Below are 16,519 nucleotides of genomic sequence, written 5' to 3' on the forward strand. Positions count from 1 at the left end.
GCGTTGCCGCGGGCGAGGGCGAGGCTGCCCTCGCCGCGCGACCAGCCGCGCTGGCCCGCCAGCGCGGCGCGCATGGAGGCGATGGCCTGGTCCATGACGGCCAGATCGCCGGAGAAGTACCCGCACATCGCCCACGTGGAGTGCAGCGGCGAGATCAGAGCGGGCAGCTCGTCGCGCCAGGCCGCGGCGTCCCGCAGCGCCTCGTGGACCAGCGTGACCGCCTCGCCGGTGCGTCCGGTATAGCAGAGCGACAGCGCGCGGGAGCTGAGCACCTGGGCGCGCTGGGCGGGGCCGAGATCGTGGGCGAGCAGGTCGGCGCTGAGGCGGAGCGCCTCGGAGGGCCTGGCGGCCGAGGCGGTCAGCCCCAGCCGCTGGACGGTGACCTGGCGGCGCGGCGGCGCGGCCTTGAGCTCCTTCTCGGCGCTCGCCAGCAGGTCGAGCGCCTCGCCGAGACGGTCCATGCCCCAGGCCAGGTTGCTGGCCTGGGCGAGGACCAGTCGCGCCCTCGTCGGCTCGTCCTCGGGCTCGGGGGTGGCCTCCAGCACGGCCCTCGCCCTGTCGGGCTGCTGGGCGTAGTCGAGCAGCGTGGCCAGCTGCAGCGAGGCGGACACACCGCCGCCCTCAAGGGCGGCCTCGCCGAGGCGGATGGCCAGCGGGTAGTCGTGGGCCGACCAGGCCAGACGGGAGGCCTCCAGCAGCGGGCGGGGCGCGGCGCCGAGTCCTCCCGCCAGGCGCCACACCGTCACCCTGAGCGGGTCCTCCCTGCGGTGCAGGCCCGTGGACTCCAGCGCGGCGACCAGGTCGGCGTGCCTGCGGCGGCGGCGCAGCTCGGGCAGGCGCTCACGGGCCACCTCGCCGTAGAGGGGGTGGCCGAGGCGGGCGATCTCGCGCCGCCTGTCGACGCGGATCCTGACCAGGCCGCGCTCCTCGGCCTCCAGCAGAGCCCGTTCGGAGGTGAGGGAGCTGAGCGTGCGGGCGCCGATCGGCTCGGCCAGCGCGGTGTACTCCAGCACCTCCTTCAGCTCGGGCGACAGCGCGCCGATCCGCTCGTGGATCAGGTCGACCAGGCGCGGCGCCAGCGGCGGGTCGCCCGTCAGCTTCCACATGCCGTGAATGGGCGACAGTGCGCCCGAGGCCATGGCCGCCTGCACCACCTCGTACAGGAACAGCGCGTTCCCCTCCGTCACCTCGCCGAGCCTGCGCACCGTGGCGTCGTCGGGCTGGGCGCCGAGGGCGGCGGTGAGCACGGCGGCGACGTCGAGGTCGCTGAGCGGATCGGTGTCGTACCTGCGCACATGGCCTTCGCGCCACAGAAGCGTCACCGCGTCGGGAGCCGGCTCGCCGGTGCGCAGGGTGGCGACCATCCGCGCCTGCCTGGCCCTGACCAGTGAGGCGATCACCTCGGCGGAGTGGCTGTCGAGCAGATGCGCGTCGTCCACGGCCAGCACGAGCACGCGTCCCCTCGCGTGGGCGAGCAGCTCGTCGGCGGCCCACCGTAAGGTGTTGACCAGGTGCGGAGGGTGCTGTCGCGGGATGAGGTCGGCGAGCGCGCCGTTGGGGATGGAGCTGGCGGCCTTGGTCGCCCTGACCGGCACCAGCGTCACCTTGGCGGCGTGGAAGTGCGTGAGCGCCTCGCCTGCCAGGCGCGACTTGCCCACCCCCGCGGGGCCCGCGATGACGACGCCCTGGGCCGTCGGATCCCTGGCCAGACGCACCAGGTCCTCGAGCTCCTGCCTGCGGCCCGCGAACGGCCAGCGTTTCATGGGCCCCTCCCATTACGCCCTTGTGGCCAATTTCATCATCCCTTATCGTCCTTTTGTGGCGCGATGGGGTGCGAAATTCGATGTTGATTGTCCGAGTTGTGTCCGCCCTACTGTCGCACGTGAACCTGACGGATTACACAGGGTTTTTCTACCCGAGCGATTGCGTCCCTATTGGCTGGCGCTGTGCCAGAGCTGCGGGCAGGCGCTGCTGCTGGAATCGGCGCAGGAATTCGACGATCGCGACCCCGACGACCTGCCGGCCAGACCCGCCACCGTGCTGTGGCCGCAGGACGGCAGGCCCATCGCCGCCGAGGTGCCGCCCGTGGTGCGCAGGGAGCTCACGGCCGCCCGTGCGGGGGTGCGCTCGGGCTCGCCCGCCTCTGCCGTCCTGCACGTCCGGCGGCTGCTGGAGGCGGTCTGCGCCGACCACGGGGTCACGGGGCGCACGCTCTTCCACGCCCTGCGCGAGCTGCGGCGCGGCGGGCTGATCGAGGGCTGGCTGCTGAGCTGGGCCGAGGAGCTGCGCGAGCTCGGCAACGAGGCGGCCCACCTCGGCCCGCGTCCGCTGGGCAAGTCCGAGGCGGAGGACGCGGTGGAGCTGGCGGAGGCGTTCGTCGACTACGTTTACGTTATCTCCGGGAAATACCACCGCTTTCGCGTACGGCGCGGCCCCGACAAATCATCAAATATCCGTAATGTCGTGCAAGAGACCCCGGCTATCCGGATTCTCCGTAAATCTCAGGTGGCGTTCAGGGTCCATCCTTATCCCCACGATCCGGCCAGGACGAAATCAAGGGCGGCGGTCGCCGACGAACTCGGAATCTCGCCCATGCGCCTGCTCAAGGCCGTCATCCTCTATCTCGGCGAACACGCCGTCGTGGCCATCGCGCCCGTCGAGGGCGTGATCGACGAGCGCGCCCTGGCCCGCGCCTTCGGCGCCACCCGCGCCAGGGTCGCGGCCCTGGCCGACGTCGTGCGCATCGGCGAGACGTTCGCCGCCGACGTCGTCAGCCCGCTGGCGCTGCCGTACCTGCCGTCGGTGCTGGAGGAGAGCTCGGCCGCCGCGTCGAGCGTCTTCGTCTCCAGCGGCCGCCACGGGCTCGAACTCGAACTCGACCCTGCCGACCTGGTCCGCCTGACCAGGGCCAGGACCGCCCCGATCGTGAGGTGAGGACATGACCGAGGTCGTCTTCGAGGGATCCTTCGACGAGGTCGCCTCACTGGAGGAGTGGCTGCGTGACGCCGACGCGCTGCGGGGCAGGGTCCGGCTGGAGCATCGCGCTCCCGGGCAGGGGCGGATGGGAGGCGAGCCGCCCGCGCTGCGGATCGAGGTCGAGTCGGCGGCGCAGGCCGCAGCCCTGACCAGGACCGTGGAGTTCTGGCTGCGGTCCAGGGGCAGCGACGTGGCGCTCAAGCTGCGGATCGGCTCGGAGGTCACCGCCGACCTCGACCTGCGCGCCAGGCTGGACGTCGACGCCCTCGTCGCCCAGGTCTCCGCCATCCTGCGCGACGCGCTGAACGCCGCGGCCGACTGAGGACCCGACCCGGCCCGGCTCGGCCCGGCCCCTGGGCCGTGAGGTCGCGCCGCCACGGGCCGCGGCGCGCTCAGACGGTGAACGCGTGGACGGAGCGCAGCATGCGGGCGGCCGCCTCGAGCCCCCTGGAGGCCTCGAGCGCCCGCCCGCAGGCGAGCGCGAGCCTGCCGAGCAGGTGCTCCTCCCTGTCGGTGAAGCGCCCTCCCGCCACCCACAGGTGGGCCAGGTCCCGTGTGGCCAGCGGTACGGGGACCGAAAGGAAGCCGGGCGCGCCCATGGACGGGTCCCGCGCCACCAGGACGGGGCCTGAGCTGACCGCCAGCTCCTTGAGCACGTCCGACTCCTGCAGCCACGCCCGCACGCCCAGCCGGTCGTCCTGCGGGATCAGCACGTGCGAGAGGCGGGCGCGCACCTGCAGGGGGTCGACCTCCACGAACCCCGCGTACGGCGTGCCGCCCACGGCGGCCGCGCACCTGACGACCAGGTCCAGCAACTCGTCGGGCGCCATGTGGGAGAACGACTCGATGAGCTCCTTGACGCAGTCGCTGGTCATTCATCATCTCCTGCTGGAAGGTTCGCCGGCGATCGGCGGAGGGTCAACGGGCGGCGACTCGGAGTATCACTCTCAATCCCGCCCTTGACCACCCCTCAACCGGAAATCCGGATTTCTCAGCCTTCCTGGGGACGAAGGAGCAGCCACTCGACATCGTCCCCCCGCGTGCCGTCAGGGCGAGGGAACAGCTCCCGATGCACTGCCTCCCTTCTGAACCCCGCCCGCTCCAGCACCATCTGGGAGGCCTTGTTGGTCACGTCGGTGCCGGCCACGATCCTGTGCAGCGCGGTGTTCGCGAACGCCCAGTCGACCAGCAGCCGCACCGCCCGCGACATGAACCCCTTGCCGCGGAAGGCGGGCAGCAGGGAGTAACCGAGCATGGCCTGGTCGATCAGCGGCGCGATCTGCGCGAGCTGGATGTGGCCCGCGAAGGCGTCGGTGGCCGCGTCGCGTACGGCGAGCTCCACCCGCTGGCCCGACAGCCACCAGTAGCCGGTGTAGCGGCAGCGGCGCTCTGTGCTCTCGATCGTGGAGGGCGGGGCCATCATCCAACGCGTGATGCTCGGCGCACTCAGCAGGCGGTGGAAGTCGGGGGCGTCGGCGAGCGACACAGGCGCCAGCCGCACCACGCCGTCCGACAGCCCTTCGGCGTCGAGGAAGGGCAGGTAGCGCGGCACCGCCTCACCAGGGTCGGCGGCCAGCCTCGCGAAGGCCACGAAGTCGGCGGGCCTGCCGTCCCTGGTGCGCCGCCGCTCCCTTTCGATGCCCTCCTGGAGGTACCCGGCGGCGTAGGCGACGCGCAGGCTGGCCAGGTTCTCCACCTCGGCGCGCAGCTCGATGCGGCGAACGCCCTTGTCGAAGGCCCACTCGCTCACCGCCCTGGTGGCCGCGGTGGCCACGCCCCTGCCTCTGGCCCACTCGGCCACCCGGTAGCCGATCTCGTGCGCGCCGTGCCCGCCGGTGTCGCGCAGGCCCACCGCGCCGAGGTAGCGGCCGGTGGCCGCGTCGACGACGCTGAACTCCGCGCCACCCTCGGCCCAGCGCCGCTCGGCCGACTCCAGATAGCTTTCGGCGTCCTTGCTCGTGTACGGCACGGGCAGCAGGTAGAGGAACCTGGCGGTCTCGGCGTCGGAGGAGGCCCGCACGATCGCGCCGAGGTCGTCACGCGACGGGGGGCGCAGGATCAGCGAACCGGCGGAGATCACTTCACGCGGCAACATGGTCCATTGCTATCAATCCTCCTCCTCTGGCGGCGAATCGGCGTCGAGCAGCTCGGTCAGCTCCGTTCTGCCGTTGACGCCGAGCTTGCCGTAGACCGACTGCAGGTGGTTGTCGACGGTCCTGATCGACAGCACCAGCCGGGCCGCGATCTCCTTGCTGGCCAGGCCCGCCGCCGCGAGCCTGGCGATCTCCCTCTCACGCGGGGTCAGCACGGGCCCCTGCAGGCGCGCCAAGGCGGGGGTGCGCGGGTCGCCACAGGCGGCGGCGCACGCCGACGCCCTGGCGGCGGAGGTCCTGCCCTGCTGGGGGCGGCCCCTGGCGCGGTGGGCGGCCGAGGCCTGGGCGGCGGCCTCGGCGGCGTGCAGGATCATTCCCAGCTGCCGGTAGGAGCCCGCCACCCGGTCGAGTTCCTCGCCGTCGCCCGAGGCGGCGGCCGTGGCGTGCGCGGCGTAGACGGTGGCGAGCACGCCGTCGTGGCGCCTGGCGACCTCCACCAGCCTGGACACCACCCTCCGGGCCGCGCCGAAGCGCACCGCGTCGTGCAGGGCGACCAGCTCGATGCCCAGCAGGTCATGAGAGCGGGCGCGGTCGGCGTGCTCCAGCGCCAGCTGCACGGCGCGCGGCAGCCGTCCGCCCATCGCCGTCACCCAGCGCTGCGCCGAGTCGATGGAGGTCTGCAGCAGGTAGAGCACGTCGGTGCGGTCCCGCTCCGCCTCCGCCAGCAGCGCGCGGGCGCCGGCCTGGTCGCCGAGCAGCGCCGTGCAGTGGGCCAGCTCGGCCACCGCGAGCGCGGTGAAGTGCCCGGCGCCCGCCAGCGTGGTGGCCTCCTTGGTGACGCGCGCCGCCTCGCCCAGCCTGCCCCGCATCCTGGCGATCTCGCCGTGCCACTGCAGGAACATGCGCCTGAACAGCCGCAGCGCGCTGTCGTCGCCCAGCACCTCCTGCCCTTGCAGGACGGCCCGCCCGGCCGCGTCCAGGTCGCCCGACAGCAGCTCGGACAGGTAGTGGCCGGCGATGAGCTTGAGCACCTCCGAGGGCGCCGCGTCGTGCCAGGAGGCCTCGACCGCCCTGGCCCTGAGGAACATCCGCCTGGCCTCGTCGCACCTGCCCGTGTACGGAAGCCCGTAGGCGGTGATGCCCAGGGCCATCGCCTCGCCGACCACCGACAGGTGCTCGCCCTCCAGCATCTCGTAGGCGATGCGCGCGCACTCGTGCACCTCGCCGCGCAGGACGCGCAGGTTCAGCCGCATGGCCTCCACCAGCTGGCGCAGCGACGGATCGTCGAGCATCGCCTCGGCGGCGTCGAGCACGGCGTCGGCCTCGGCAGGACGGCGCAGCCCGAAGTTGAGGTTCCACGCGCGCTGCATGGCCAGCTGCGCCCGCAGGTCGGGTCCGCATGGCTCGTTCCACACCGAGGTCAGCGCGGCCTCGGAGTCGGTGAACGCCTCGGAGAACGACAGCACGTCCGACAGCAGGATGGCCGCCCGCGCCCCGCCGCCCGCCTTCAGCGCCGCCCAGCCCAGGCGCGTGGCGAGGGTGGCGTCGTGCGCCGCCCACGCGATCGCGCAGCCCGACAGCAGCGGGGCGGGGTCCTTGACGGCGCCGCTCTCCAGACGCCACACCGCCAGCCTCACCACGTCGTCGCGCCGCCGTGCCCCTGCCGCTTCGAGCGCCTCGGCCAGCTGGCGGTAGCGGCGCCTGGTGCGCAGGAGGGGACTGCCGGCCCTGATCGCCTCGCCGTACAGGGGGTGGGCCAGGCGCACCAGCGTGCGCCTGCCGTCCACCAGGACCCTGATGAGGTCCTTGGCCTCCAGCGACTCGACGGTGGCGGCGGGAACCAGGCCGGCCAGCAGCTGCGCGCCGAGCGGCTCGCCCAGCGCGATGTACTCCAGCGCCTCCTCCTCCAGGGGCTCCAGGCGGCCGATGCGGGCGGCGACCAGGTCGGCCAGCGCGGGAGCGACGGGCGGCGCGGACTCCAGGCGCCACAGCCCCTGCACCCGCACCAGCGCGCCCGCGTCGAGCGCGCCGGCCACCAGCTCGCGAAGGAAGAGCGCGTTGCCCTGGGCGAGCCTGTGCAGCCTGGCCACGCCGGCCGACTCCACCGGATCGCCGAGCACGGCGGCCAGGATGCGCCCCACGTCGCGCAGACTCAGCGGGGTCAGCTCCATCCTGGCCAGCCCGAGGTCCTTCCACAGCGAGACCACCGCGTCGGGCACCGGCTCGCCGCTGCGCAGGGTGAGGAGCAACTGGGCGGCGTCGTCCTGCGCCATGTGCTGCAGCACCGCCGCCGACCCCGGATCGAGCAGATGGGCGTCGTCGATCAGCATCAGCGGGCGCCGCTCGGTCCCGACGAGCGTCTCGGAGATCCACTTCAGCGGGTTGGCGCCCTGGGGCAGCGCGGCGGGCAGCAGGTGGGCCAGGGTCCCGAAGGGCAGCTCGCGGGCGGCCATGGAGGCGATGGCGTGGACGGCCGTGCGGCCGCGCGAGCGCAGGGAGCTCACCACCTCCACCGCCAGCCTGCTCTTTCCCACGCCCGCCGCGCCCACGATCGCGACCCCGCGGACGGCGGGATCGTTCATCAGCCTCAGCAGCCGGTCGGTCTCCTCGATGCGACCGGCGAAGGGCCAGCGTGTCGGCACGTGGCGATGTTACGGTCCAGAGGGACCCGAATACAGGGGGTTGCGACGGGCCGTTCGAGTGTGCGATTCGCCCTATCCTCATCTCCATGGGTTTTCGCAGGCACGGGCCGTTCCAGGTGGGGGATCAGGTGCAGCTCACCGACCCCAAGAACAAGCGTCACACGATCACGCTGAAGGAGGACGGGGTCTTCCACACGCACAAGGGCGCGATCCCGCACAGCGACCTGATCGGCCAGCCCGAGGGCTCGGTGGTCCGCTCGGCCAACGGCACGCAGTACCTCGCCTTCAGGCACCTGCTGCAGGACTACACGCTGTCGATGCCGCGCGGCGCGGCCGTGATCTACCCCAAGGACGCCGCCCAGATCGTCGGCATGGCCGACATCTTCCCCGGCGCCCGCGTCATCGAGGCGGGGGTCGGCTCGGGCGCGCTGACCTGCTTCCTGCTGCGCGCGGTGGGCGCCGAGGGCAAGGTCACCTCCTACGAGCGGCGCCAGGAGTTCGCCGACGTCGCCAAGAAGAACGTCGAGAAGTTCTTCGGCGGGGAGATGGACAGCTGGCGCCTGGTCGTCGGCGACCTGAACGACTCCATCGACGAGGGCGACGTCGACCGGATCATCCTCGACATGCTGGCCCCGTGGGAGTGCGTCGAGTCGGCCGCCAAGGCTCTCACGCCTGGCGGCGTGATCTGCGTCTACGTGGCCACGACCACGCAGATGTCCAAGACTGTCGAGGCCCTTCGCGAGCATGGGAGTTTCACCGAGCCCCACGCGTGGGAGACCCTGGTTCGCGACTGGCATGTCGAGGGACTCGCCGTACGGCCTGACCACCGGATGATCGGGCACACCGGGTTCCTCGTCAGCGCCCGCCGCATGGCGGACGGCGTCACGCCCCCGCCAAGGCGCAGACGACCGAAGGGAACCACCGAAGAACTATGACAATTTGGCCACGGCGGTGCCTTGGTGCGTGACACGGGAACAGATCGCCGTGTTCATATGCTGCATGTACTAAACGCTGCAATAGGGATAAATAGCCGAATACTGAATGTCACTCGACGAACACTGCCCGGCCAGGTTACGGAGGGGCCCGAGATAGGTAAGGTCCTTAGTAGTCGCCCTCGACTGGGAAGGAGGTGACGGGGCGTGGCAGCTCGCGATGATGCTGAGGCTCGAGCCGCGCAGCGCGAACGGGAGGTCGCTGATCTTTCAACACAGGTCTCCTTCCTGCAGGAGGAGATCACCGCGCTGAGGCGGAAGCTGGCCGAGTCACCCCGTCAGGCCAGAGTCCTAGAAGAGCGTCTCCATGAGGCGCAGGCCAACCTTGCGGCGGTCACCAGCCAGAACGAACGGCTGGTCGCCACACTCAAGGAGGCCAGAGACCAGATCGTCGCCCTCAAGGAGGAAGTCGACCGGCTGGCCCAGCCGCCATCCGGCTTCGGCGTCTTCCTCGAGGCCAGGGAAGACGGCACGGTGGAGGTCTTCACCGGAGGCCGCAAACTGCGGGTCAACGTCAGTCCCGCGGTCGACGTCGAAGCACTCAGGCGTGGCCAGGAGGTCATGCTCAACGAGGCGCTCAACGTGGTCGAGGCGCTCGGCTACGAAGAGGTCGGCGAGATCGTGATGCTCAAGGAGCTGCTCGAAGACGGGCAGCGCGCCCTGGTCATCTCCCACGCCGACGAGGAGCGCGTCGTGCGCCTGGCGGAGTCGCTGGTCGGACAGCCGATCCGCGCGGGCGACTCGCTCCTGCTGGAGTCCCGCTCCGGCTACGTCTACGAGCGCATCCCCAAGTCCGAAGTCGAAGAGCTCGTGCTCGAAGAGGTCCCCGACATCTCCTACGAGGAGATCGGTGGCCTCATGCGGCAGATCGAGCAGATCAGGGACGCCATCGAGCTGCCCTACCTGCACGCCGACCTGTTCCGCGAGCACAAGCTCCGTCCGCCCAAGGGCGTGCTGCTGTACGGCCCGCCCGGTTGCGGCAAGACGCTCATCGCCAAGGCCGTCGCCAACTCCCTGGCCAAGCAGGTCGCGGAGAAGACAGGGCAGTCGGGCAAGAGCTTCTTCCTCAACATCAAGGGCCCCGAGCTTCTCAACAAGTACGTCGGCGAGACCGAGCGGCACATCCGCCTGGTCTTCCAGCGAGCGCGTGAGAAGGCCTCAGAGGGCACCCCGGTGATCGTGTTCTTCGACGAGATGGACTCGATCTTCCGCACCCGAGGCTCCGGCGTCTCCTCCGACGTCGAGAACACCATCGTCCCGCAGCTGCTGTCGGAGATCGACGGCGTTGAGGGCCTGGAGAACGTCATCGTCATCGGCGCCTCCAACCGCGAGGACATGATCGACCCGGCGATCCTGCGGCCCGGCCGCCTGGACGTCAAGATCAAGATCGAGCGGCCCGACGCCGAGGCGGCGAAGGACATCTTCTCCAAGTACCTCATCTCCGAGCTCCCGCTGCACCCCGATGACCTGTCGGAGCACTCCGACTCCCGCGAGTCGACCATCCACGGCATGATCCAGAGCGTCGTCGAGCGCATGTACTCCGAGAGCGAAGAGAACCGCTTCCTCGAGGTGACCTACGCCAACGGCGACAAGGAAGTCCTCTACTTCAAGGACTTCAACTCCGGCGCGATGATCCAGAACATCGTCGACCGGGGCAAGAAGATGGCCATCAAGCAGTTCCTCGAGACCGGGCAGAAGGGCCTGCGGGTGCAGCACCTGCTGGCGGCCTGCGTGGACGAGTTCTCCGAGAACGAGGACCTGCCCAACACCACCAACCCCGACGACTGGGCCCGCATCTCCGGCAAGAAGGGCGAGCGGATCGTCTACATCCGCACGCTGGTCTCCGGCAAGACGGGCACCGAGGCAGGGCGTTCGATCGACACCGTCGCGAACACCGGCCAGTACCTGTAGTCCTTCTGGTCGAAAGGGCCGCCTCCCGAGAGGGGGGCGGCCCTTTCGACGTCAGGTCCGGCCAGGCCACACCCCGAGCTCCGGGAGCGGCGTTCCTTCCGCGCGCGGCGCCCGGGCGGGCCGTCGCGCCGACACCCACACGCGCCCCCGGCAGGCATCTGCCGCAAGCCGGGAGCCGTCAACGCGCCCACGATGAGCACGACGTCGGCCACCACCGAGCCTCCTGACGGGACGGCTCAAGGGCGCTCGGCCAGACGGCGCTCCAGACCGCCCCATGTGCCGGTCAAAGGCTCGGCGTCGCCACGGCTTGCCTCTCCTGCCGCCGTCAGGGGCGGTTGGCACTGAAGATCTTGGGACAGCGGCACGCCCGTCGCCGTGGCCTACGCGCTGCCGGGGCCGACCCCTGCGACTGAGGTGCAGCGAGATCGGCGAGACCACCACCAGCTCGACAAGCCGCTCCCGCTGAGCGCGAGGCTCCTCCACCGTGGCCGCCACCGAGGAAGGAGTTCACTCCCGCGCCGCCGGCTACGTGGACAGGGCCCACCGGGCCGGGCCCTCTGTCGGTCGCCAACCTGCTCGGACAAGTCGCTCGCGCTGAGCGCGGGCCTCGGCGGCAGGAGCGCCGCGGGCGAGGACTCCACCGTAGCCGCGTCCGAGGGAGGAGATCACTTCTGCGCCGCCGGCTACGTGGACGGGAGTCCACCGAGCCGAGCCCGCTGTCGGTCGCCGCCTCCCGTGCTGTCGGGCTACGTGGTCGGGGTCCATCGGGCCGAGCGGGCTGTCGGTCGCCATCTCCTGCGCTGTCGGCTACGTGGGCATGGCCCTCGCCGATGGAACAGATCCTGGTCGGCGACGCCTCTCGCGCCACGGGGGAGGGCGCGGCGTGCGCTCGCGCCCTCCAGCGGGCTTCCGTCGCCCACCGTCTCTCGGCGGCCCCCGGCGGAGGAGTCCAGGGGCCGCTGGTCCTGCGGCTAGCCCACCTCGACGCTCTCCAGCAGCCCGAGCGCGTCGGGGACCAGGACGGCCGCCGAATGGTAGGCGGTGACCAGGTAGAAGATGATCGCCTGGTCGGAGATCCCGGTGAAGCGCACCGACAGGCCCGGCTCGCGCTCGTCGGACAGCCCCGTGCGACGCAACCCGATCACCCCCTGGTCGTCCTGACCCAGGCGCATGGCCATGATCGAGGTCAGCCCCCTTCCGGAGACAGGGATCTTGTCGCACGGCAGCAGCGGCACGCCCCGCCAGGCGATCACTCTGCCCCCCTGCACCTCGGTCACCGCCGGATAGAGCCCTCGTGCGTTGCACTCGCGGCCGAACGCGGCGATCGCCAGGGGATGGGCCAGCAAGCAGTGCGTCTTCCTGCGCCTGGAAAGCAGCTCGTCCAGGTCGTCAGGGGTGGGAGGCCCCGAGCGGGTGTGGACACGCTGCCTGAGATCGGCGTTGTGCAGCAGGCCGAACTCCCTGTTGTTGACCAGCTCGTGCTCCTGCCTCTCGCGCAGGGCGTGGACGGTCAGCCGCAGCTGCTGCTCCACCTGGTCCATCGGGTCGCTGTAAAGGTCGGCGACCCTGGTGTGCACCCGCAGGATCGTCTGCGCCACGCTCAGCTCGTACACGCGCGGCGACAGGTCGTAGTCGACGAACGTGCCGGGCAGCCTGGCCTCGCCCACGTGACCCGCCGCCAGCGCCACCTCCGCCTCGCCGTACCTGTTCTGCGGCTTCGGCGCTGCCGAAGGCGTCAGATGGGCACGCAGGGCGGGGGAGCGGTCCAGCAGCGCCCGCAGGGCGGGCGCAGGCAACGCCAGGACGGTGCAGGCGGTGAGGGCCCGGACGGTGAACGCCCACGAGGGGGAGCCGCCGGTCAGCAGCGCGTCACCCACGTGGTCGCCGTCGGCCAGCCGCCCGAGCCCGGCCGAGCCGTCGTAGGCGCCGCGCGCCGACTTCTCCAGCTTGCCGTGCGCGACCAGCAGCACCTCCTCGACGGGACGGCCCTGCTCGGCGACGACCTGGTCCGGCTCGTACTCGCGCTGCTCGAACAGCCCGGCGAGCTCCGCCAGCGCCTCGGCGTCGTCGAAGCCCCGCAGCGCGGGCAGCTCGCACAACTCACCCGGGATCACCCTGACGTCGGCGCCCGTCGAGGTGAAGCTCACCCTGCCGTCGCCGACCTGGTAGGTGAGGCGCCGGTTGACGCGGTAGGCGCCGCCCGTCACCTCCACCCACGGCAGCACCCGCAGCAGGTGCCGAGGGGTGATCTCCTGCATGAACGGCACGGACTTGGTGGTGGTCGCCAGATTCCTGGCGGCCGCCGTGCTCAGGCTCAGCGCGGTCACGAGGCGGTCCTCCCCAGCAGCGTGCCGATCCTCGTGCCGGCGGTGCCGAGCCCCGTCGGGCCGGGCACCCAGCGGGAGCCCTTCAGCGTCGCCTCGTCATAACGCCTGCACTCCCTGTGCCAGCGCAGGATGGCGGCCATCCAGTCGCCCAGCTCGGCGACGTAGTCGGCCACCGACGCGCGCAGCCGCGCGTCGGCGTCCATGTCGTCGAGCAGGGCGGGCAGGTCGAGCTCCGCCACCTTCTGGAACTGCCGCATCCTGGCCGTCATCAGCGAGCCGACCAGCTCGGCCGCCCTCGGCAGGTCGCAGTCGAAGAACGTCTGCACGACCAGCACCATGTTGTGCAGCTCGCCCTCGTACTCGATCTCCTTCTGGTAGGAGAACAGGTCGTTGAGCATGCAGCAGTAGTCGTTGGCCGCGGCGACCATCGCCGTCATCGGCCGCGACCCCCACACCTCGGAGGGGATCGACCGCCCGGGCGCCAGCCGCGCCAGAGCCATCGTCATGTCCGAGCCGAACGTCTTGCGCCGCATCTCCACGTAGTCGACGGGATCGGGGACCCGGTTCTGCACGTGGTTGGCCAGCTCCCACACCCAGCTGGCGGTCATCGCCTCCACCCCCGCCCTGAACTCGGCCCTGCCCTCGGGCGACATCGGCCCCGCCGTACGGAGCCACAGGTCGGCCAGGCCGCGTTCCACCGGGTTGGCCGCGACGGCGGTCACGACCAGATCGAGCGGCATGAACTCCGACAGGCGGCGGTTGAACGCCTTGGCCCCCAGGAAGTCGCGGGAGCGGCCGAAGACCACCGGCAGATAGTCGTCGCCGTAGGTGCCCCAGCTCAGCCAGTCGGTGGCCAGGACGAGCTCCTCCAGGCTCGCGTCGGGGTCGATGCCGGCCGCGCACAGCGCCAGGTCGTAGCCGTCATGGCTGTCCCTGTCCCACACCATCGTGTAGAAGCCCATCGCCTCCGCGTAGTCGAGAGTCGCCCTGCGCGCCTCGGCCAGGTGCGGGTTCTCCCGCACCTGGAACGGCATGAAGATCTCCGGCAGCGGCAGGTGGCCCACCTTCCGATGCGGGACGTGGGTGTGGTTGCGCAGCCCGCCGGGACCCATGACATGCCGGGGCGAGACGTGGAAGCCCGTGCGCCCGCCGCCGTTCATGTAGCGGTTGGAGCGCATGTGCCACTCGTGCCCACCCGACTGCCAGTCCTGCAGGCCCCGCGCGTAGCGCAGCACCGCCTCCTGCTCGTGCGGCGGCAGCGCGTACTCCGCGAACAGCACGGGCAGCTCGGTGAAGGTCGTGTGCTCGAAGACGTGCAGGCGCGAGGTCAGCAGATCGTTGGTGATCTCGGCCGCCTTCTGGGTGTCGCAGCCGAGGAAGCGCTCCACGACCAGCACGCAGTTGGACAGCTCGCCCTCCTCCTCCACCTCCCGCTGGTAGGAGAACAGGTCGTTGCGCAGGTGCACCGCGTCGGCGAAGGTCTCCGTCAGCACCCTGATTGGGCGGCTGCCGACCACCCTCTCCGGCACCTCCACCCCCACGGCGTGCTCCACCAGGCAGGCCGACCACGGAGCTCCGCCGACCTTGCGCCGCTCCTCGATGTACTCGATCGGATTGGACACCTGGCCGTCCTCGATGTGGAACAGCTCCCACATCGACTCCTGCATCAGCTCGTGGGTGGTCCTGGTGAACCGCTCGCGCCACAGCCGCGACATGCCGGGGACCGTACGGGCCCACAGATCCTTCAGCCCGCGCTCCACCGCGTTGACCGGCTCGGGCGGATCGTCGGTCATGAACAGGTCGAGCCTGTCGAGGTAGGCCTGGCCGCCCACCACGTCGCGGGTCCGCTTGAACGTCTCGAGGAAGTGGTCGTCGAAGTAGAAGACCCAGACGTACCAGTCGGTGACCAGGTCGAGTTCGGCGGCGTCGCACTCGGGATGGGTGTAGGCGCACAGCAGCCCGTAGTCCATGCCGTCGAACCTGCGCTCCTCCCAGATCTCCGGGTCGTCCAGCATGCCCATCTCCCGCGCCCACTCCTTGGTGTGGACACGGGCGCTCTCGACGTGCGGGTTGAGCCTGGCCGGATACGGGAGGTAGAAGTCGGGGAGCTCGAAGGGGCCCATCAGCCGACTTCGACGCTTTCCAGGATGCCCAGTGCGTCCGGCACGAGCACCGCGGCCGAGTAGTAGGTGGTCACCAGGTAGGAGATGACCGCCTGGTCATTGATGCCCATGAAACGCACCGAAAGACCCGGCTGGTACTCGTCGGGCAGGCCGACGCGGTTCAGGCCGATCACACCCTGGTTGGCCTCGCCCAGACGCATCGCCATCATCGAGGTGACGCCCTTGTCGCTGACCGGGATCTTGTTGCAGGGCAGCACGGGGATGCCCCGCCATGCAGGCACGCTCTGCCCGCCGTACTCGGTGTTGGACGGGTAGAGACCCCTGGCGTTGCACTCGCGGGCGAAGGCCGCGATCGCCTTCGGATGCGCCATGATGACCGCGGGGTCCTTCCACACCTTGGCCAGCAGCTCGTCGAGGTCGTCGGGGGTCGGAGGGCCCGAGCGGGTGTGGATGCGCTGCTTCAGGTCGGCGTTGTGCAGCAGGCCGAACTCCCTGTTGTTGACCAGCTCGTCCTCCTGCCGCTCCCTCAGCGCCTCGATCGTCAGCCGCAGCTGCTGCTCGGTCTGGTTCATCGGCTCGTTGTAGAGATCGGCGACCCTGGAGTGGACACGCAGGATCGTCTGGGCCACGCTCAGCTCGTACTGCCGCGGCCTCAGCTCGTAGTCGACGAACGTGCCAGGCAGCCTGGCCTCACCCACATGGCCGGCGGCCAGCGCGATCGCGGCCTCGCCGTGATCGTTCTGCGCCCGGTCGGCGGGGCTCGAGGCGCTGTCGAGGTGCGCCCGCAACGACGCGGAGGAGTTGACCACCTCGCGGAAGGCGTGCGCGGGCATCGTCAGCACCGTGCAGGCCGTCACCGCCCTGGCCGAGTACTCCCACTCGCCGTCCTGGCCCAGCAGAACCTGCTCGCCCAGGTAGTCGCCGTCGGCGAGCACCCCCAGCACGCTCTCGTTGTCATAGGCGCCCTGCGCCACCTTGGCCACCTTGCCGTGCGCGATGAGCACCACCTCGTCGCGCGGCCGCCCCGCCTCGACGATCGCCTCACCCTGGGCCACCTCCCGCTGGGAGAAACGGCTCGACAGCGCGGCCAGCGCGTCCTGGTCCTCGAACCCGCGCAGCGCGGGCAGCTCGGCCAGCTCGCCGGGGATGACCCGCACATCCGCGCCCGTCGAGGTGAAGGTCACCCGCCCGTCGCCCAGCGCGTACGTGAGCCGGCGGTTGACCCGATAGACCCCGCCGATCGCCTGGACCCAGGGCAGGACCCGCAGCAGGTGCCGCGAGGTGATCTCCTGCATCTGCGGCACCGACTTGGTCGTCGTCGCCAGGTTCCGTGCCGCCGCTGTGCCAAGGCTGAGCTGGTCGTCCGTCATTCCCTCACCCATCCGTTCCGGAGGACTTCGACACGCTCAGTTATCTACAGCTGACGCAAAGTGAAACCTCGAAACGGCAAAGTCT

11 protein-coding genes are annotated in these 16,519 nt (G+C 70.8%); 4 read left to right on the forward strand and 7 right to left on the reverse strand.

Annotated features, from left to right (window positions below; genetic code table 11):
- Positions 1 to 1,763: AAA family ATPase (locus ABFX50_RS23005; protein ID WP_346149435.1), on the reverse strand; the 1,763-nt coding region annotated here is incomplete at its 3' end.
- Positions 1,764 to 1,923: 160 nt separating this feature from the next.
- Here ABFX50_RS23005 and ABFX50_RS23010 point away from each other — a divergent pair.
- Both ABFX50_RS23010 and ABFX50_RS23015 read left to right on the forward strand, forming a co-directional pair.
- Positions 1,924 to 2,934: a DUF4145 domain-containing protein gene (locus ABFX50_RS23010; RefSeq protein ID WP_346149436.1), complete on the forward strand. Its 1,011-nt coding sequence runs from the start codon at positions 1,924 to 1,926 to the stop codon at positions 2,932 to 2,934.
- 4 nt (positions 2,935 to 2,938) lie between these two features.
- Complete coding sequence (locus ABFX50_RS23015) at positions 2,939 to 3,298, forward strand: effector-associated constant component EACC1 (protein ID WP_346149437.1); 360 nt, start codon at positions 2,939 to 2,941, stop codon at positions 3,296 to 3,298.
- A gap of 70 nt (positions 3,299 to 3,368) precedes the next feature.
- On the opposite strand, the gene ABFX50_RS23020 is transcribed toward ABFX50_RS23015, so the two are convergent.
- The 3 genes from ABFX50_RS23020 to ABFX50_RS23030 all read right to left on the reverse strand — a co-directional run bounded on the left by ABFX50_RS23020 (position 3,369) and on the right by ABFX50_RS23030 (position 7,711).
- Positions 3,369 to 3,851 (reverse strand): hypothetical protein, encoded by a 483-nt coding sequence (locus ABFX50_RS23020; protein ID WP_346149438.1) that lies wholly within the window; start codon positions 3,849 to 3,851, stop codon positions 3,369 to 3,371.
- Positions 3,852 to 3,967: 116 nt separating this feature from the next.
- Positions 3,968 to 5,071, reverse strand: a complete 1,104-nt coding sequence (locus ABFX50_RS23025; RefSeq protein WP_346149439.1) for a GNAT family N-acetyltransferase — start codon at positions 5,069 to 5,071, stop codon at positions 3,968 to 3,970.
- Between the two features lie 12 nt (positions 5,072 to 5,083).
- On the reverse strand, positions 5,084 to 7,711 hold the full coding sequence (locus ABFX50_RS23030) for a LuxR C-terminal-related transcriptional regulator (RefSeq protein WP_346149440.1): 2,628 nt from the start codon (positions 7,709 to 7,711) through the stop codon (positions 5,084 to 5,086).
- An 86-nt stretch (positions 7,712 to 7,797) separates the two neighbouring features.
- Between ABFX50_RS23030 and ABFX50_RS23035 the strand changes: the two genes are divergently transcribed.
- Both ABFX50_RS23035 and arc read left to right on the forward strand, forming a co-directional pair.
- On the forward strand, positions 7,798 to 8,646 hold the full coding sequence (locus tag ABFX50_RS23035; RefSeq protein WP_346149441.1) for a tRNA (adenine-N1)-methyltransferase: 849 nt from the start codon (positions 7,798 to 7,800) through the stop codon (positions 8,644 to 8,646).
- Between the two features lie 204 nt (positions 8,647 to 8,850).
- A complete protein-coding gene (gene arc, locus ABFX50_RS23040; protein WP_183661695.1) occupies positions 8,851 to 10,614 on the forward strand; it encodes a proteasome ATPase in 1,764 nt (587 codons plus the stop codon).
- 971 nt (positions 10,615 to 11,585) lie between these two features.
- Here the strand turns inward: arc and ABFX50_RS23045 are convergent.
- Genes ABFX50_RS23045 through ABFX50_RS23055 form a run of 3 tightly spaced genes read right to left on the reverse strand, consistent with a single transcriptional unit; the run spans position 11,586 to position 16,434 of the window.
- A complete protein-coding gene (locus ABFX50_RS23045; RefSeq protein WP_346149442.1) occupies positions 11,586 to 12,941 on the reverse strand; it encodes a family 2B encapsulin nanocompartment shell protein in 1,356 nt (451 codons plus the stop codon).
- Positions 12,938 to 15,064: a terpene synthase family protein gene (locus ABFX50_RS23050; RefSeq protein ID WP_346149443.1), complete on the reverse strand. Its 2,127-nt coding sequence runs from the start codon at positions 15,062 to 15,064 to the stop codon at positions 12,938 to 12,940. The genes ABFX50_RS23045 and ABFX50_RS23050 overlap by 4 nt, the downstream gene beginning before the upstream one ends.
- Positions 15,064 to 16,434 (reverse strand): family 2B encapsulin nanocompartment shell protein, encoded by a 1,371-nt coding sequence (locus ABFX50_RS23055; protein ID WP_346149444.1) that lies wholly within the window; start codon positions 16,432 to 16,434, stop codon positions 15,064 to 15,066. The genes ABFX50_RS23050 and ABFX50_RS23055 overlap by 1 nt, the downstream gene beginning before the upstream one ends.
- Positions 16,435 to 16,519 lie beyond the last annotated feature (85 nt).

The sequence above is a fragment of the Nonomuraea recticatena genome (assembly GCF_039533245.1).
In the GTDB taxonomy this organism is placed as follows: domain Bacteria; phylum Actinomycetota; class Actinomycetes; order Streptosporangiales; family Streptosporangiaceae; genus Nonomuraea; species Nonomuraea roseola.